Origin of the sequence: Billgrantia aerodenitrificans (genome assembly GCF_021404405.1) — a bacterium.
GTDB lineage: Bacteria > Pseudomonadota > Gammaproteobacteria > Pseudomonadales > Halomonadaceae > Halomonas > Halomonas aerodenitrificans.
In genome coordinates, this window is sequence record NZ_JABFTV010000008.1 from 83,534 (window position 1) to 100,790 (window position 17,257).

A 17,257-nucleotide genomic window follows, 5' to 3' on the forward strand; every position below is an offset into this window, starting at 1 on the left:
GTCAACCGACTCCAACTGCCACAACAAGACGGGTAACACGATGACACGCCAAGCACTTCAACAACGCGCCCCGAACAGCTACGTCAGCGGCATCAGCGATACCCCGCTGAAAGGCGAGACCATTGGCGACTGCTTCGACGCAACGGTGGCACGCTTCCCCGACGGCGAGGCCCTGCTGAGCCTGCATCAGGGGCTGCGCTACACCTGGAAGGAGCTGCAGCAGGCGGTGAATCAGGCGGCACGAGCCATGCTCGCGCTGGGCGTGAAGAAAGGCGACCGGGTCGGCATCTGGTCGCCCAACTGTGCCGAGTGGACCATTACCCAGTTCGCCACGGCCAAGATCGGCGCCATTCTGGTCAACATCAACCCCAGCTATCGCACCCATGAGCTGGAATACGCGCTCAAGCAGTCCGGCGCCTCGACGCTGATCCTGCAGGGCAAGTTCAAGACCTCCGACTACGTGGCCACGCTGGCAGAGCTGGCGCCCGAGCTGCGAGAAGGCGCCCCGTCAACCTTCTCGGCCGCCAAGCTGCCCGAACTCAAGCGTGTGGTGTGCCTCGACGCCGACCGCGCCCTGACCGGCATGTTCAGCTGGCAGAGCATGCTGGCCCATGCCGACGAGGTTTCGGACGAGCACCTGGCCGAGATCCAGGCCACGCTGCAGTTCGACGAGCCGATCAACATCCAGTACACCTCGGGTACCACCGGAGCACCCAAGGGCGCCACCCTCTCTCACCACAACATCCTCAACAACGGCTTCTTCGTTGCCCGCTCCATGGGCTTTTCCGAGAAGGACCGCCTGGTGATCCCGGTACCGCTCTACCACTGCTTCGGCATGGTGATGGGCAACCTGGGCTGCGTGACCCACGGCGCCACCATGATCTACCCGGGCGACGGCTTCGACCCGGAAGCCACGCTCAAGGCGGTGTCCGACGAAAAGGCCACGGCGCTCTACGGTGTGCCGACCATGTTCATAGCCGAGCTGGAGCACCCCAACTTCGCCCAGTACGACCTCTCCACCCTGCGCACCGGCATCATGGCCGGTTCGATCTGCCCCATCGAAGTGATGCGCAAGGTCATCGACAAGATGCACATGGAGGACGTCACCATCTGCTATGGCATGACCGAAACCAGCCCGGTCAGCACCCAGACCAAGACCGACGCCCCGCTGGAGAAGCGCGTGACCACGGTGGGCACCATCCATCCCCATCTGGAGGTCAAGCTGGTCAGCCCCGAAACCGGCGCAGTGGTGCCGCGCGGCGAGACCGGCGAGCTGTGCACCCGCGGCTACAGCGTGATGCTGGGTTACTGGAACAACGAGGAAGCTACTGCCAAGTCCATCGACAGCGCCGGCTGGATGCACACCGGCGACCTGGCGACCATGGACGAGGAGGGCTACATCGCCATCGTCGGCCGCATCAAGGACATGATCATTCGCGGCGGTGAGAACATCTACCCGCGGGAGATCGAGGACTTCCTCTACACCCACCCGGCCATCTCCGACGTGCAGGTGATCGGCGTGCCCGACGAGAAGTACGGCGAGGAGGTGATGGCCTGGGTCAAGCTCGGTGAAGGCCAGAAGCTCAACGCCGACGAGCTCAAGGAGTTCTGCAAGGGCAAGATTGCCCACTACAAGATCCCGCGTTACGTGAAGTTCGTCGACGAGTTCCCAATGACCGTCACTGGCAAGATCCAGAAGTTCAAGATGCGCGAGGAAGCCACTCACGAGCTGGGTCTGGCCTGATCCTTCGTCGACTTCAGCGTGACGACCACAGCACCCCTGCCCCGGCAGGGGTGCTTGCGTTGGTGCCGACGCTTCCGGCTCAGTCGATGCGCTCGCGTATCCAGTCGATGAAGGCGCGCACCTTGTAGAGCTCGGCCATGTGCTCCGGGTAGGCCATGTAATAGGCATCCCGGCTCTTCAGGCTGAACGGCCAGGGCACCACCAGCTTGCCCTCGTCGATCTCCTCGTCGACCAGGAAGCGCGGCACCAGGGCCACACCGCAGCCGGCCTGCGCCGCACGCAGCGCCATATAGAAGGTGTCGAAACGCGGCCCATGGTAGCTGTGCTCGGTGTACTGGCCCTGGGCATCGAACCAGTCGTGCCATGCCTCGGGTCGGGTGGCACTCTGCAGCAGTACCAGCCGCGTCAGCGCCAGCGGCTCCTCCACCTTCTTGCCCGCCAGTGCCTGGGGTGAGCAGACCGGCACCATCTCCTCCTCGAGCAACTTGATGCACTCGGCCTTGGGCCAGGCCCCGTGGCCGAAGAAGAACGCCACCTCCACCCGCTCCTGCTGCATGTCGAACGGCTCGACACGATTGCTGATGTTGAGGTTGATGTTGGGGTGGCGAAAGCGGAAACCGTTGAGCCTCGGGATCAGCCAACGCGCCCCGAAGGTGGGCAGGGTCGCCACGTTGAGCACGTCCGCCTCCCCACCGTAGGACTGCATGTAGCGCGTCGACATCTCCAACTGGGCCAGGATCTTGCGTGCCTCGCCCAAGTAGATCGCACCCTCGGGGGTAAGGTGCAGGCGCCGACGGATGCGCCGGAACAGCGGGTGCTCCAGGATCGACTCCAGTTGAGCGACCTGCTTGCTCACAGCACTCTGGGTCAGGCTCAGCTCGTCCGCCGCACGGGTGAAACTCAGGTGGCGGGCCGCTGCCTCGAAGCATTGCAGCCCGGCCAGAGAGGGAAGGTGTCGACGACTCATTCAGCCCGCCTGCATGAAATTAAGGAATGACGTGTGTCGTAATCGTCGCTTGTTGCCGCTCGACAGCGGTAGCGATACTGGATGCCACGACATTCTCGTATGATAACGATAGGAGAAAGAATGATCGACTCCCTGATGCAGCGCCTCGGCGTGGCGCCTGAGCAGTACCGGAACGGCGATATCGCGGTCGCCACCCCCATCGACGGTAGCGAGATCGGCCGTGTGCGAACGGCCACCCCGGCGGAGGTCGACACGGCCATCGCCAACGCGCAGCGCGCTTTCGAAGCCTGGCGCCAGGTACCCGCCCCGCGTCGCGGCGAACTGGTGCGCCTGTTCGGCGATCAGCTGCGCCGCCACAAGGAGGACCTGGGCGCACTGGTCACCTGGGAGTGCGGCAAGATCCTCCAGGAAGGGCTCGGTGAAGTGCAGGAGATGATCGACATCTGCGATCTCGCCGTTGGGCAATCCCGCCAGCTCTATGGCCTGACCATCGCCTCCGAGCGCCCCGGGCACCACATGCGCGAGAGCTGGCACCCGCTCGGCCCGGTCGGGTTGATCACCGCCTTCAACTTTCCGGTCGCCCCCTGGGCCTGGAATGCGGCGCTGGCCCTGGTGTGCGGCGACAGCCTGCTGTGGAAGCCCTCCGAGAAGACCCCTCTCACCGCCCTGGCCTGCCAGGCGCTGCTCGAACGCGCCATGGCCGAGTTCGGCGATGACGCGCCTCAGCACCTCAGCCAGGTGATCATCGGCGAGCGTGCCGCCGGCGAGCAGCTGACCGACGACCCCAGGGTTCCCCTGATCAGCGCCACAGGCAGCACGCGCATGGGCCGCGAAGTGGGGCCGCGCGTGGCCGCCCGCTTCGGTCGCAGCATCCTCGAACTGGGCGGCAACAATGCCATGATCCTAACGCCCAGCGCAGATCTGGACATGGCCGTGCGCGCCATCCTGTTCTCGGCGGTGGGCACCGCCGGCCAGCGCTGCACCACGCTGCGCCGCCTGGTCGTGCATCGCTCCATCAAGACAGAGGTCGTCGCCCGGCTCAAGCAGGCCTATGCCGGCATCAGTATCGGCGACCCGCTCGCCGGCAACCTGATCGGCCCGCTGATCGATCGTCAGGCCTTCGACACCATGCAGGCGGTGCTGACCGAAGCCCGCGAACAGGGTGCCGAGGTATACGGCGGCCAGCGCCAGCTTGCCGAGCAGTATCCCGAGGGTTACTACGTGGCGCCGGCCATCGTCGAGGTCGCAGGTCAGAACGACCTGGTACGCCACGAAACCTTCGCCCCGATCCTCTACGTGATCGGCTACGAAACCCTCGACGAGGCCATCGCGCTCAACAACGACGTACCCCAGGGCCTCTCCTCCTGCATCTTCACCACCGACGTGCGCGAGGCGGAAACCTTCGTCTCCGCGGTGGGCAGCGACTGCGGCATCGCCAACGTCAACATCGGGCCCAGCGGCGCCGAGATCGGCGGTGCCTTCGGCGGCGAGAAGGAGACCGGCGGCGGTCGCGAGTCGGGTTCCGACGTATGGAAGAGCTACATGCGCCGCCAGACCAACACCGTGAACTACTCCAGGGAGCTGCCGCTCGCCCAGGGCATCAAGTTCGACTGACCGGCAGGGCATCCTCGGCCTCGGCGCAGCGGTTTGCCGAGGCCTTCCCCACCCCTCCATGTACGGGAGGCACAATGAAGGAACGCTGTCTCTGGCACGACACCTCTCCGGAGCCGCCCCTGGAGCTGACCATGCTGCAGGACGATCACCGTACCGATGTGCTGGTGATCGGTGGCGGGATCACCGGTCTCAGCACCGCCCTGCACCTGGCCGAGGCTGGCGTCGACGTGACCCTGATCGAAGCGGGCGACGTCCCCAGCGGCGCTTCGGGACGCAACGTCGGGCTCGTCAATGCGGGGATGTGGATTCCGCCGGATGATATCCGTGAGGTACTTGGCGAGGAGGTCGGCGAGCGCGCCAACACGATTCTCGGTGGCGCCCCTGCGGTCGTCTTCTCGCTGATCGAGCGGCACGGCATCGCGTGCCAGGCGACCCGTACCGGCACTCTGCACCTGGCACACAACGGCAGCGGCGCGCAGGAACTGGCGCGGCGAGCGGAGCAGCTGCAACGACGTGGAGCTCCCGTGGAGCTGCTCGAGGCAGCGGCCTGCCAGGAACACGTGGGCACCCGGCGCATCCACCGCGCCCTGCTCGACCACCGTGCCGGAACCCTGAACCCCAGCGCCTATACCCGCGGCCTGGCACGTGCCGCACAGAGGGCCGGCGCACACCTGCATACCCACAGCGCTGCCACCGGCGTCGCACGGGCGGGAGACGGCTGGCGGGTCACCACCGCTCACGGCAGCGTCCAGGCCCAGCGCCTGGTGCTTGCCACCAATGCCTATACCGAGGATCGCTGGAACGAGGTCCGCCGCCATTTCTTCGTCGGCCACTTCTACCAGGTCGCCTCCCGGCCGCTGTCCGGCGAGGCTGCCGATGAGATCCTGCCGGGGCGTCAGGGCGCCTGGGATACCCGCATGGTGCTGAGCAGCATCCGCCGCGATGCAGAAGGCCGGCTGATTCTCGGCAGTCTCGGCAAGGGGGAAGGCAAGCCCGCCGCCTTCCTGCGCTGCTGGGCCAACCGCATCCAGCGCCACTATTTCCCCCAGTTGGGCAGCGTCGAGTGGGAATGCAGCTGGACGGGACGCATCGGCTTCACGCCCGATCACACGCTGCGCCTCTTCGAACTCGCCCCAGGCGTACTCGGCGTCTCCGGCTACAACGGACGCGGCATCACCACCGGCACCGTGGTGGGCAAGGGCTTTGCTCGATACCTGATCAGCGGTGAAGACGACGCCCTGCCCCTGCCGATTCGCACACCCCGGCCGATACGGGCCAGAGCGCTGCGCAGCTCCGGCTACGAAAGCGGCTTCACGCTCTACCACACAGGGCAATGCCTGAGAGTGCTGAGCTGAAACGCTGACGGCTGAAAGCAGGAATGGGCTCGATCGCCCAAGCAAACCAAAAACAATGCACTCAAGTCCCAAGGGTAAACCAAGATGAAAAGTTCAACGCCCAGCCAGTACCAGCAGCCAAGTCTGCCGCTGGCACTGACTCCCGTCGTCCTGACACTGCTGGTATTGGCAGTGCAGCTGTTCTATTTCGGTGATTTCACTCCCCATATTCCGCTGGCGATCGGCCTGGCCATCACGGCGCTGGTGGGGGTCAAACTTGGATTCCGCTGGAAGCAGATCGAAGAGGGAATCTTCCACGTCATTCACGTGTCGCTGCCCTCCGTTTCGGTACTGATCTGCGTCGGCATGATCATCGGCGTATGGATCGCCAGCGGCACGGTGCCGACTCTGATCTACTATGGCCTGACGATCCTCTCTCCGACCATCTTCCTGGCCGCGGCCATGTTGCTGTGCTCGATCGTCTCGCTGGCCCTGGGCACCTCCTGGGGCACCGTCGGCACGGTGGGCCTGGCCCTGATGGGCATCGGCGCCGGCTTCGACATCCCGATGTACTGGACCGCCGGCGCGGTGGTCTCCGGTGCCTTCTTCGGCGACAAGGTCTCACCGCTGTCGGATACCACCAATCTCGCCCCGGCGGTTACCGGTACGGACGTCTTCTCGCACATCAAGAACATGATGCCGACCACCGTTCCGGCGATGCTCATCGCCTTCGTCATCTATTTGATTGCGGGCTTCACCCTGATCGACGACAGCACGGCTTCCTTCGCCAGGATCGATGCCATCACCACCGCCCTGCAGGCGAACTTCACCATCTCCGCCTGGCTGCTGCTGCCGGCGGTCTTGGTGATCGCGCTTGCGGTCAAGCGCATGCCGCCCATCCCGACGCTGTTCGCCGGTGCTCTGGCCGGTGCGGTCACGGCCATGTTGGTGCAGGGCGTCGGCGTGCACGACGTGCTGACCTATGCCAACAACGGGTATTCCATCGATACCGGTATCGCCGCCATGGACAGCCTGCTCAACCGCGGCGGCATCCAGTCGATGATGTGGACCATCTCGCTGGTACTCATCGCGCTGGGCTTCGGTGGCGCGCTGGAAAAGACCGGCTGCCTGGAGACGATCATTCGCGCGATCATGACCAAGGTGCGCAGCTTCGCCGGCCTGCAGACGTCGGCGGTGATGACCTCGATGTCCACCAACCTGGTCGCCGGCGACCCGTACCTCTCCATCGCCCTGCCCGGCCGCATGTATGCCCCCACCTACCGCGGCATGGGCTATTCGACTCTGAACCTGTCGCGCGCCGTCGAGGAAGGCGGCACCCTGGTCTCCCCCCTGATTCCGTGGAATGCCGGCGGCGCCTTCGTGATCAGCGCCCTGGCGCTCGGCATCGCCGAGGGTAACATCGAGAACCTGCTGTACATCCCGCTGGCCTTCGCCTGCTGGCTGTCGCCGGTGATCGGCCTGATCTATGCGCAGACCGGGATGTTCTCGCCGCGCGCCAGCGAAGAAGAGCGCCAGCTGTGGGCGGAACAGGGCGAGACCATCGCCACCGACCTCGGCGCCGCCGGTGAGGCTTCCGTGGACACCGCCCCGGCAACGCGAACCGGCTGACCCTGCCCCTCTGCTTCCAGGCAGGGCCACATCACCACCCAGCAGGCTTGGCCTGCTGGGTGGTGATCATTCACCGCTCATGCGCTGCAGCTCTTCGATCCAGCTCTTCGAGATAGGTCTCCAGCACCAGGTTGGGCGGAGCGCCCTTGCGGGTAATGGCACTGTAGTGGGTGAGATAGTGCCAGCGCTCGGGATTCAGCGCGCGCATCCGGCCGCCAGCCACCCAACGCTCGGCGTAGTGGGTCGGCAGGTAGCCGATATAGCGGTCGGAGAGAATCAGAAAGGCAATGCCTTCCCGATCGGTTGCCGAGGCCGACGCCCTGAGCGGCTCATGCAGCGCCTTGACCTCCGGCGTCTGAGCGTAGGCCGGCACCACCGAGTCGCACTCACCGAGATGCTGCTCGGTCACCTCATCCACCTCGAACAGAGGATGGCCCGAGGCGCAGTACAGCTGCGAGGCTTCCGCATAGAGCGGGCGGTAGTGCAAGCCGGGAAGGGTCTTCAGCGCCGGTATCACACCGGTATGCAGGCGGCCGTCGAGCACCGCCAGCTCGATCTCGTTGGGCGGAATCATGCGAATGTTGATGCGTACTTCCGGCCCACGCTCCTTGAGCGCGCTGAGAGCGTTGGTGATCTGCATCTGTGGCATGGTCACCAGGTTGTCGGTAATGCCGATGTTCAGCTCGCCCTTGAGCCAGGCATGCAGGCCGTTGACCCGGGTGCGGAACCCTTCCACGGCGGCCAGCAGTTGCAGGGTCGCCTGGTAGACTTCCGCACCATCGTCGGTCAGCGCGAAGCCGCTACGACCGCGCTGACACAGGCGCAGGCCTAGACGTGTCTCGAGATCGTTCATCGCCATGCTGATGGCGGCACGGCTGATGTTCAGCTCCACCTCGGCAGCGGAGAAGCCGCCGCACTCGACCACCTTGCGATAGATCTTCAGCAGGCGCAGATCGGCATCGCCGGGCTGGGCCGAAAGAGCTTCCTTACGGCGCGACATGGCCTGATCCCTCGTTCAAGACTCTCGGCTACGAGGATATGCCGGCCCATGCACAAAGTTAAGCATTGGCTTACGTGAACTTAAAAATATCTGGATTTAATTTATTTTCATCTCGACCTAGCCTGCTACAAAGGCCGTCGACCGCGGCCATGCCAACAGAGGGTGCTGAGATGTCGGTTCATCAATCACTGCACGGCGGCCTGAGTCAGGAGCAACTGGACGCCTACTGGATGCCCTATACCGGCAATCGCCAGTTCAAGCGCGACCCGCGCATCATCGTGGGCGCCGAGGGCAGCTACTTCACCGACGCCGACGGTCGGCGCATTTTCGACGGCCTCTCGGGGCTGTGGACCTGCGGTGCCGGCCACTGTCGGCCGGAGATCACCGAGGCCGTGACGCGTCAGCTCCAGCAACTGGACTACTCACCGGCGTTCCAGTTCGGCCACCCCAAGGCCTTCGAGCTGGCCCACCGGATTCGCGGCCTGATGCCTCAGGGGCTCGATCACGTATTCTTCACCGGCTCCGGCTCGGAGAGTGCGGACACGGCGCTGAAGATCGCCCGCGCCTACTGGCGCAAGAAGGGCAAGCCGACCAAGACCAAGCTGATCGGTCGCGCCAAGGGCTATCACGGGGTCAACTTCGGCGGCATCAGCCTGGGCGGCATCGGCGCCAACCGCGTACTGTTCGGCCAGGGTATCGATGCCGACCACCTGCCCCACACCCTGCTCAAGGAGAACGCCTTCACCAGGGGCATGCCCGAGCGCGGTGCCGAGCGGGCCGAGGAGCTGCTGGAGCTGATTGCCCTGCACGACGCCTCCAACATCGCCGCGGTGATCGTCGAGCCGCTGGCCGGCTCGGCCGGGGTGATTCCGCCGCCCAAGGGCTACCTGCAGCGGCTGCGCGAGATCTGCGATCAGCACGACATCCTGCTGATCTTCGACGAGGTCATCACCGGTTTCGGCCGCATGGGCTCCATGACCGGCGCCGAGGAGTTCGGCGTGGTGCCGGACATCCTCAACGTGGCCAAGCAGCTCACCAACGGCGCGATACCCATGGGCGCGGTGGTCGTGCAGAGCGAGATCTATCACACCTTCATGGAACAGGGCGGCCCGGACTACATGCTCGAACTGCCCCACGGCTACACCTACTCCGGGCATCCGGTGGCCTGCGCCGCGGCGCTGGCGGCACTCGACGTGCTCGAGAACGACCGCCTGATCCAACGCGTGCGCGAGATGAGTCCGGTCTTCGAAGAGGCCCTGCATGGACTCAAGGGAACCCGCTACATCAGCGACATCCGCAATTACGGCCTCGCCGGGGCGCTGCAGATCGAGCCCCACCCCGGCGAGCCGGCCCGCCGCCCCTTCGAGATCGCCATGAAGTGCTGGGACAAGGGCTTCTACGTGCGCTACGGCGGCGACACCATTCAGCTCGGCCTGCCCTTCATCATCGAGCGCGACGAGATCGACCGCCTCGTCAACGTGCTGGGCGAAACCATCGGCGAATTGGATTGAGAGAAGACGCAATGACCACATTAGGCCACCTGATCGACGGCGCACGCGTCGCCGGCGAAGGGCGTACTCAGGACATCTTCAACCCCTCTACCGGCGAGGTAAGCGGCCAGGTGAGCCTGGCCGGCAAGGCCACCGTCGAGCAGGCCATCGCCGCTGCCCAGGCCGCCTTCCCGACCTGGCGCAACACACCGCCGGCCAAGCGCGCCCGGGTCATGTTCCGCTTCAAGCAACTGCTCGAAGAGCATGCCGACGAGATCTGCCGGCTGATCGGCCAGGAGCACGGCAAGATCGTCCACGACGCCAAGGGTGAACTGCAGCGCGGCATCGAGAACGTGGAGTATGCCTGCGGCGTGCCGGAAATGCTCAAGGGCGAGTACAGCAAGAACGTCGGCCCCGGCATCGACTCCTGGAGCGAGTTCCAGCCGCTGGGCGTGGTGGCCGGCATCACGCCGTTCAACTTCCCCGCCATGGTGCCGCTGTGGATGTACCCGATGGCCATCGCCTGCGGCAACACTTTCGTGCTCAAGCCCTCCGAGCGCGACCCGACCTCGACCCTGTTCATCGCCGAACTGGCGCTGGAAGCGGGCCTGCCCGCCGGCGTGCTCAACGTGGTCAACGGTGACAAGGAGGCCGTCGATACCCTGCTCGACGACCCTCGCGTCCAGGCCGTCAGCTTCGTCGGCTCCACGCCGATCGCCGAGTACATCTATGGCCGCGCCAGCGCCAACGGCAAGCGCTGCCAGGCGCTTGGCGGCGCCAAGAACCACGCCATCGTGATGCCCGACGCCGACATGGACAACGTGGTCGATTCGCTCACCGGCGCCGCCTTCGGCTCCTCCGGCGAACGCTGCATGGCCCTCTCCGTGGCAGTGGCCGTGGGCGACGCCGCCGCCGACGCCCTGGTTGCCAAGATGCGGGAGCGGATGACGTCGCTCAAGGTCGGCTCCTTCGCCGACGCTGGCAATGACTTCGGCCCGGTGATCACCCAGGCCCACCAGGAGAAAGTGTGCGGCTACATCGACAGCGCCGAGGCCCAGGGTGCCGAGATCGTGGTCGACGGCCGCGGGGTGCAGGTACCGGGCTTCGAAAGCGGCTTCTATGTGGGTGGCACCCTGATCGACCGGGTGACCCCTGAAATGACCTGCTACCAGGAGGAGATCTTCGGGCCGGTGCTGCTGGTGGTTCGCGCCGGCTCCATGGAAGAAGCCATGAAGCTGATCGACGACCACGAGTACGGCAACGGTACCTGCATCTACACCCGTGACGGCGAAGCGGCCCGTTACTTCAGCGACAATATCCAGGTGGGCATGGTCGGCATCAACGTGCCGTTGCCGGTGCCGGTTTCCTACCACAGCTTCGGTGGCTGGAAGCGCTCGTTGTTCGGCGACCTGGCCGCCTACGGGCCGGATGCCGTGCGCTTCTACACCAAGCGCAAGACCGTCACCCAGCGCTGGCCGTCAGCCGGGGTCCGCGAGGGCGCGCAGTTCTCCTTCCCCTCCTGACACCAGGCGTTAGCATGGCAAAGCCGAACCAGACACCTGGTTCGGCTTTGCCATTTTCGCCATTCTCACGGCTTGAGCGTTCGAGTGACAGGCGCTGCTCAGCGCCCCAAGGCTTGCAGCACCGCCTCGCGGGAGGCTCGCTCACGCTCGGCATAGAGCGCGAGCTCATCGCAGACCGGCGCCCCCAAGGCCTGCTCGAAGGCCTCGCGATTGGCATTGCCGGCATAGGCCCCGTTCTGCCCACCTCCCAGGTTCGACTGGAAGATGCCTGCCGCACTGACCGGCAGAAAGTCTTCGTAGGTAAGCGGCAGCGCTTCCACCAGGCCCTGGTCGATCAGCGTCTCCAGGCTGGCACCCTCTACACGACCCGCCGCCTCTCCGGCCCCGGTCAGGCGATAGTGGAAGAAGGCCAACCCCTCGCGCCGCAGCACGGTCTCGTCATCGGGGAAGTCGGCGAAGACCTCGGCGAGCACGCGCTGATGCGCCTCGTTGTCGAGCCCGGCGGTGCGGCGCCGTGCTTCGCCAAGCAGGCTGTCGTAACGCTCACGTCCCCTGGCGGTCAGTGCCATGCCGCGCTGCTCGATTTCACCGAAGCGGGCGGTATGGGTTCCCTGCCGCTCACCGGCAAAGTGGATGCCCTCTTCCAGCGCCTTGAAACTGGTCTGGCGCAGCAGGATGGGGCACGCGCGACGAGGCGGCCCCTCGATCACCGCCTTGGGCTGCATGCCGGCGGCGGGCATGCGCCGTTGCACTTCGTCGATGTCCAGCGTGCGCGGCGTGAGGTGATTGATGTGCGGGCCGCGGAAGCAGACCACGTCGGCGATCAACCGGTGCTCGGCATGCAGCGCCTGGTAGGTCTCCAGATCTACCGTGGCGTCGCGATGCCAGCGGAACGTCTCCAGAGCCTCACCGATGAAGCGCTCGGCCTGCTCTTCATCGAGCCCGCCCTGCGCTTCATGGAGTTCGATCAGCTGGCGACAACCCTGGGTGAAGATGTCGCGGCCGGCAAGAATGGCTGCCGCCTGCTCACGCAGCGTCGGGTTCTCGATCAGCTCGAGGCGCAGCAGCGAGGTGAAGATGCGGAAAGGGTTGCGCGCCAGCGCCGCGTCATCCACCGGGCGGAAGGCCGTGGAGTGTACCGGCACGCCGGCTTCGGAGAGGTCGTAGTAGCCCACCGGATGCATGCCCATGACGGCGAACAGGCGACGCAGCATGGCCAGCTCCTGGGCCGTGCCCACGCGGATGGCGCCATGGCGTTCGGCGTCCAGGCGCTCCAGTTCGCCATGGCTGGCAAGGCGCCCGGCCAGGGCGGGATCGGCCTCCAGGACTTGCCGGTTCACACGCTGGACCAGATCGAGCAGCGCCCCGTACTGCGGTACTTCAGCCTGATACATCGCCGACATGGCCCGGGAAAAGCGATCGCGGATCTCATCGGAAGTAAGATAGTGGGCAGACAATTCAGGCCTCCACGGTATGGGTATTGGGTTGAACGAGCGACTCCAGGGCGCGCTCGATGCGCCTGAGTCCTTCTTGCAGGGTGTCGGGCTCGGCGGTCAGCGGAGCCAGCAAACGCAGCACGTTGCGCCGTCGGCCGCTGGGCATCAGCAGCACACCGGCCTCGCGCGCCGCCGTCAGCAGCGCAGCCAGGTGATCGGCAGCGCCGGTGCGGTCGGTATCCTCGAACACGATCCCGCGCATGGCCCCCACGCCGGTGAGGTCTCCCAGCATTGGGAAGCGCCCACTGGCCTGCCAGCGTTGATGGGCCTCGACGATCAGCGCCTCCTGACGCGCGCCCCAGCTCGCCAGGGCCTCTTCGCTCATCAGGGCCATCACCGCACGCGCCGCGGCGCAGGCCAGGGCGTTGCCCGAATAGGTGCCGCCCAGCCCACCCTTGGGCACGGCGTCCATCAACTCCGTCCTACCCGCCACCGCCGCCAATGGCAGCCCCGCCGCCATGCTCTTGCCCATCAGCAGCAGATCGGGCTCGACACCCAGCCGGGAGAAGGCGAAGCGGGCCCCGGTGCGTCCGAACCCCGACTGGATCTCGTCGAAGATCAGCACGATGCCGTGCCTGTCGCACAGGGCGCGCAGCCGCTTGGCGAAGTCGGCACACAGCACGCGGAAACCGCCCTCGCCCTGGACCGGTTCGACGATGATGCACGCCACTTCGTCGGCAGGCGTTTCGACCTCGAAGAGCCGCTCCAGGGCTGCCATGGCCTGATCGGCATCGACACCGCTTTCACCGCTGGGGAAAGGCACGTGGTACACCGGCCCCGGCAAGGCGCCCAAGCGGCTCTTGTAGGGCTTCACCTTGCCGTTGAGATTCAGTGCCGCCAGCGTGCGCCCATGGAAGCCGTCGTCGAAGGCGATGACCGCCTGGCGACCGGTCGCCGCACGCGCCACCTTCAAGGCGTTCTCGGTGGCTTCGGCACCGCTGTTGGTGAGCATGCAGGAGAGCGGGTAGGAAACGGGCACGAAGGCATCCAACGCCTTGGCGACTTCCAGGTAGCCGCGGTGCGGTACGGCATTGAACGCCGAATGCATCAGCGTATCGACCTGCGACTTCACGGCCGTGACGATCTCGGGATGTGAATGCCCCAGGTTGAGGACGCCGATACCGCCGATGAAGTCGATGTAATGCGTGCCACGCTCGTCCCATACCTCGGCATTACGCCCCCGCTCGATACAGATGGGGTGCACGATACCCAGGCCCTGGCTGACGTGAGGAAAGTCCATGAAAAACGTCTCGCAACCGTGAGAGATCGCTCCATGAGAGCAGATGGCCGAGGGCATGCTCAAACGAAAAAAAGACGCCAATTCATTCCATAAAGTCATGAAATCTGGCATCTTATATATTTTTCACAAAACTTTCATCAATCTACATGCGCGGCTTGCGATGACATTCCTAAATCTATCGCGAATGAGATATACCGAGCTACAGACCCTTGGGCGCGAAAATCCCCGGCGCATTGCGCCAGTACCCCTTGTAATCCATGCCGAAGCCGAACACGTAGCGGTCGACCACTTCGAGGCTGCAGTAGTCGGCCTTGAGACCCGGCACCGCCTTGCGGTCATGACGCTTGTCCACCAGCACGGCGGTGGAGATGCTCTCCGCGCCGGCTTCCTGGCAATAGTCGAGGATGGCGGCCAGGGTCGCGCCTTCGTCGAGGATGTCGTCGACGATCACCACATGGCGACCGGCCATGGGGATCTCCGGCGACACACGCCAGAACAGCTCGCCGCCGCGAATGCCGCCGCGGTAACGGGTGGCATGCAGGTAGTCGACTTCCAACGGGAAACCGAGCCGGGTGAGCAGGTGCCCCGTGGTGATCAGGCCACCGTTCATCACGCAGTAGAAGACCGGCAGCTTGTCGCCCAGATCGGCCGTGATCTGCTCGGCCATGCGGTCCAGCGCGCGCTCGACCTCTTCATGACTGATCAGGCAGTCGGCGTTGTCCATGACGTCGCGCATGGTGGCCAGGGATTGATGAAAGTCGGCTTCGAGTTTGGGCATGTATGACTCGTTTCAACGAAGGTAAACGGGAAGAGAAAGAGTTACAGCGAGGCCATGGCCTCGAGACGGGCATGCACCCGGCGCCAGCGCCCCAGCGCTGCCAATGAATCGATGTCGGGACGTGCACGACCGTAGCGCAGACGCGAGCCCAGCCGTACGCTCCGGCCCTGGCAGGCATCCAGCACTTCGAGCGCGGCGGCGCGATCGTTGCAGACCAGCACCATGTCGCAGCCGGCATCCAGCGCGGCCAAGGCGCGTTCGCCCGGCGAACCGGCGTAACCGGCACCTGCCATGCCGAGGTCGTCAGAGAAGATGGTGCCCTTGAACCCCAGCGACTCGCGCAGCAGACCCAGCCAGCTCGCCGAGAAACCGGCCGGACGCGCATCGAAGGCGGAGTAGACGACATGTGCCGGCATGACGCCATCCAGCCGCGAGCTCAGCTCGGCGAAAGGAATCAAATCATGTTGGCGCAGCTGCTCCAGCGGACGGTCGTCGACGGGCAGCTCCAGGTGGGAATCGGCCGCCACGCTGCCGTGCCCAGGGAAGTGCTTGCCCACCGCCGCCATGCCGGCTTCGTGCAGGCCGCCGATGAAGGCCCCCGCCATGGCCGCCACGGCATGGGGATCGGAAGAGAAACTGCGATCGCCGATGACACTGGAAATGCCGGTATCGACATCGAGCACCGGGGCGAAGCTGAGGTCGAGTCCGCAGGCGGCCATTTCCATGCCCAGCAGCCAGCCGGCATCTAGGCACAGGCGCAGCGTAACCTCGGGATTCGCTTCGTAGTCACGACCGATCCTGCCCATGGCGGGCAGACGCGTCACGCCGTCACGCAGGCGCTGGACGCGCCCCCCTTCCTGATCGATGGCCAGCAGCAGCCCAGGGCGAACGCTGCGAATGGCATTGCACAGCTCGCGCACTTGTCGCGCATGCTCGACGTTGCGCGCGAACAGGATGACACCCCCGACCTCCTGGCGCATGAGCATTTCGCGCTCTTCGCTACGCAACTCGGTCCCTTCCAGGTCGAGCATCACCGGACCTAGGGTCTGGGTCATGAGCGGAGTCCTTTGGCCATGAAAGGGAGCTGATTCTAGACGAAAGCCGTGCCAGGCGACAGCCACCCCCTAGCACGATCCGGTGCGACTGAATCCGCGCTCTATTCGTGGAGCCAGACCGGCGTTCCGGGCGGCGCCAGCGCGAAGACCGCGAGCAGATCCGCATCGCGCATGCGAATGCAGCCATGCGAACGCGGCACCCCCATCGGCTGATCGGGCGGCGTACCATGCAGGTAAATGTAGCGTCTTTGGGAGTCGACGGCGCCCCCGCGGTTGAACCCCCGCTCGAGCCCGCACAGCCAGAGGATGCGCGTCAGTATCCAATCGCGTTCCGGATGGGCCTCGGCCAGCGATTGGCTGAACGTCTCACCGGTATGACGCCGACCGCGAAACACGCTACCGGGGGGCAAGCCATCGCCAATGGCGGCCCGCACGTAATGCCAGCCGAGCGGTGTACGGCCGCTGCCTTCACGTTGGCCGGTACCGGCAAGCCCGGTGGAAACGGACCACTCTTCCTGCCGCTGCTCGCCCTGCCAGTGCACGAGGCACTGGCGGCCGATGTCGACCTCGAGCCATACCCCTTCACTGGGAGGCAACGCATCGAGCCTCGGCGTTTGCATCTCAGCTCGCCTTGGCCGGCTGCACGGCGGGCGGCGGCGGCAGCGGCGCATTCATGGCGGCGACCACGACCGGCCGCAGACGGCGTATCAGGTCACGCACCGACACGTGCTCGTGATAGTCCTTCTCGGCGATGTCTCGTAGCGCATCGAGACCGGACAGCGTGAAGATCACCGTGCCCAGCACGAAGTGCAGACGCCAGAAGCGTTCGGCATCCGGCAGCTCGGGGGTGGCGCGACGCACCAGGTCGGTGAAGCGGGTGAAGACGCTGCCGTACTCCTCCTGGATGTGCCGCCGCAGATGCCCCTGGGCCTGGCTGTAGGCCAACCCCAGCAGCTTCATGAACACCTTGAGGCTGTGCTTCTCCGCCGGCACCTCGAGCACGGTGCGCGCCATGGTCTCGAGCAGCTCTTCCAACGGAATGACGCCACCGGCATGCTGCGCCTCGAGTTCATCGAGGGCATGATGGAAACGCACCGTGAAAGGGTCAAGGTAGCGTGAGAATACCGCCTGGATCAGCGCCTTCTTGGAGCCGAAGTGATAGTTCACTGCCGCTAGATTGACGCGCGCCTTGCTGGTAATGGTGCGCAGTGAGGTCTCGGCAAAACCGCGTTCGGCAAAAAGCACCTCGGCGGTATCGAGAATGCGCGTGACGGTATCGGTCTGGGCCATGATCAATTCCCGCTGGAAACGCCTGTTTTAAACATTACAAAAGTCTACGTCATTCGCTGCCTTCTCACAACGTATAGCGTTGCATCAGCGTTTTAAA

14 protein-coding genes are annotated in these 17,257 nt (G+C 65.1%); 6 read left to right on the top strand and 8 right to left on the bottom strand.

Translation table 11 applies throughout. The annotated features are described in order from the left end of the window. Positions 1 to 40 precede the first annotated feature (40 nt). Positions 41 to 1,744 carry an AMP-binding protein gene (locus HOP59_RS15580; protein WP_234254569.1) on the top strand — a complete coding sequence of 568 codons (1,704 nt, stop codon included), beginning with the start codon at positions 41 to 43 and terminating at the stop codon, positions 1,742 to 1,744. Between the two features lie 79 nt (positions 1,745 to 1,823). On the opposite strand, the gene gcvA is transcribed toward HOP59_RS15580, so the two are convergent. Then, positions 1,824 to 2,711 carry a transcriptional regulator GcvA gene (gene gcvA, locus HOP59_RS15585; protein ID WP_234254570.1) on the bottom strand — a complete coding sequence of 296 codons (888 nt, stop codon included), beginning with the start codon at positions 2,709 to 2,711 and terminating at the stop codon, positions 1,824 to 1,826. 120 nt (positions 2,712 to 2,831) lie between these two features. Here gcvA and amaB point away from each other — a divergent pair, with 120 nt between their 5' ends. From amaB to nhaC, 3 genes are all read left to right on the top strand, one after another. Further along, positions 2,832 to 4,325, top strand: coding sequence for an L-piperidine-6-carboxylate dehydrogenase (gene amaB / locus HOP59_RS15590; RefSeq protein WP_010628341.1), 1,494 nt, complete (start codon positions 2,832 to 2,834; stop codon positions 4,323 to 4,325). A 74-nt stretch (positions 4,326 to 4,399) separates the two neighbouring features. Next, positions 4,400 to 5,680: an L-pipecolate oxidase gene (gene amaA / locus HOP59_RS15595; protein WP_010628340.1), complete on the top strand. Its 1,281-nt coding sequence runs from the start codon at positions 4,400 to 4,402 to the stop codon at positions 5,678 to 5,680. An 84-nt stretch (positions 5,681 to 5,764) separates the two neighbouring features. After that, on the top strand, positions 5,765 to 7,288 hold the full coding sequence (gene nhaC, locus HOP59_RS15600) for a Na+/H+ antiporter NhaC (RefSeq protein WP_010628339.1): 1,524 nt from the start codon (positions 5,765 to 5,767) through the stop codon (positions 7,286 to 7,288). Positions 7,289 to 7,358: 70 nt separating this feature from the next. Here the strand turns inward: nhaC and HOP59_RS15605 are convergent, their stop codons facing one another. Next, positions 7,359 to 8,288 (bottom strand): LysR family transcriptional regulator, encoded by a 930-nt coding sequence (locus HOP59_RS15605; protein ID WP_010628338.1) that lies wholly within the window; start codon positions 8,286 to 8,288, stop codon positions 7,359 to 7,361. Positions 8,289 to 8,458: 170 nt separating this feature from the next. Between HOP59_RS15605 and aptA the strand changes: the two genes are divergently transcribed. Both aptA and HOP59_RS15615 read left to right on the top strand, forming a co-directional pair. After that, positions 8,459 to 9,799, top strand: coding sequence for an omega-aminotransferase AptA (gene aptA, locus HOP59_RS15610; RefSeq protein WP_010628337.1), 1,341 nt, complete (start codon positions 8,459 to 8,461; stop codon positions 9,797 to 9,799). 11 nt (positions 9,800 to 9,810) lie between these two features. Then, positions 9,811 to 11,301 carry a CoA-acylating methylmalonate-semialdehyde dehydrogenase gene (locus HOP59_RS15615; protein WP_010628336.1) on the top strand — a complete coding sequence of 497 codons (1,491 nt, stop codon included), beginning with the start codon at positions 9,811 to 9,813 and terminating at the stop codon, positions 11,299 to 11,301. Between the two features lie 98 nt (positions 11,302 to 11,399). Here the strand turns inward: HOP59_RS15615 and hglS are convergent, their stop codons facing one another. From hglS to HOP59_RS15645, 6 genes are all read right to left on the bottom strand, one after another. Continuing rightward, a complete protein-coding gene (gene hglS / locus HOP59_RS15620; protein WP_010628335.1) occupies positions 11,400 to 12,758 on the bottom strand; it encodes a 2-oxoadipate dioxygenase/decarboxylase HglS in 1,359 nt (452 codons plus the stop codon). 1 nt (position 12,759) lies between these two features. Further along, entirely contained in the window at positions 12,760 to 14,037 is a 1,278-nt protein-coding gene (locus HOP59_RS15625) for a 2-aminoadipate transaminase (RefSeq protein ID WP_010628334.1), read from the bottom strand. Positions 14,038 to 14,236: 199 nt separating this feature from the next. Beyond that, positions 14,237 to 14,815 (bottom strand): hypoxanthine-guanine phosphoribosyltransferase, encoded by a 579-nt coding sequence (locus HOP59_RS15630; protein WP_010628333.1) that lies wholly within the window; start codon positions 14,813 to 14,815, stop codon positions 14,237 to 14,239. Between the two features lie 41 nt (positions 14,816 to 14,856). Continuing rightward, on the bottom strand, positions 14,857 to 15,870 hold the full coding sequence (gene nagZ / locus HOP59_RS15635; RefSeq protein WP_010628332.1) for a beta-N-acetylhexosaminidase: 1,014 nt from the start codon (positions 15,868 to 15,870) through the stop codon (positions 14,857 to 14,859). A gap of 101 nt (positions 15,871 to 15,971) precedes the next feature. Further along, on the bottom strand, positions 15,972 to 16,490 hold the full coding sequence (locus HOP59_RS15640; protein WP_010628331.1) for a L,D-transpeptidase: 519 nt from the start codon (positions 16,488 to 16,490) through the stop codon (positions 15,972 to 15,974). Between the two features lies 1 nt (position 16,491). Beyond that, positions 16,492 to 17,160 carry a TetR/AcrR family transcriptional regulator gene (locus HOP59_RS15645; RefSeq protein WP_010628330.1) on the bottom strand — a complete coding sequence of 223 codons (669 nt, stop codon included), beginning with the start codon at positions 17,158 to 17,160 and terminating at the stop codon, positions 16,492 to 16,494. Between the last annotated feature and the right edge of the window lie 97 nt (positions 17,161 to 17,257).

Excerpts from the sequence above, each read along its gene's own strand:
- HOP59_RS15640 (WP_010628331.1), bottom strand. The coding sequence starts at position 16,490 with ATGCAAACGCCGAGGCTCGATGCGTTGCCTCCCAGTGAAGGGGTATGG.
- nhaC (WP_010628339.1), top strand. The coding sequence starts at position 5,765 with ATGAAAAGTTCAACGCCCAGCCAGTACCAGCAGCCAAGTCTGCCGCTG.
- HOP59_RS15625 (WP_010628334.1), bottom strand. The coding sequence starts at position 14,037 with ATGGACTTTCCTCACGTCAGCCAGGGCCTGGGTATCGTGCACCCCATC.
- amaB (WP_010628341.1), top strand. The coding sequence starts at position 2,832 with ATGATCGACTCCCTGATGCAGCGCCTCGGCGTGGCGCCTGAGCAGTAC.
- HOP59_RS15615 (WP_010628336.1), top strand. The coding sequence starts at position 9,811 with ATGACCACATTAGGCCACCTGATCGACGGCGCACGCGTCGCCGGCGAA.
- HOP59_RS15580 (WP_234254569.1), top strand. The coding sequence starts at position 41 with ATGACACGCCAAGCACTTCAACAACGCGCCCCGAACAGCTACGTCAGC.
- nagZ (WP_010628332.1), bottom strand. The coding sequence starts at position 15,870 with ATGACCCAGACCCTAGGTCCGGTGATGCTCGACCTGGAAGGGACCGAG.
- aptA (WP_010628337.1), top strand. The coding sequence starts at position 8,459 with ATGTCGGTTCATCAATCACTGCACGGCGGCCTGAGTCAGGAGCAACTG.
- HOP59_RS15630 (WP_010628333.1), bottom strand. The coding sequence starts at position 14,815 with ATGCCCAAACTCGAAGCCGACTTTCATCAATCCCTGGCCACCATGCGC.
- HOP59_RS15645 (WP_010628330.1), bottom strand. The coding sequence starts at position 17,160 with ATGGCCCAGACCGATACCGTCACGCGCATTCTCGATACCGCCGAGGTG.
- gcvA (WP_234254570.1), bottom strand. The coding sequence starts at position 2,711 with ATGAGTCGTCGACACCTTCCCTCTCTGGCCGGGCTGCAATGCTTCGAG.
- HOP59_RS15605 (WP_010628338.1), bottom strand. The coding sequence starts at position 8,288 with ATGTCGCGCCGTAAGGAAGCTCTTTCGGCCCAGCCCGGCGATGCCGAT.
- amaA (WP_010628340.1), top strand. The coding sequence starts at position 4,400 with ATGAAGGAACGCTGTCTCTGGCACGACACCTCTCCGGAGCCGCCCCTG.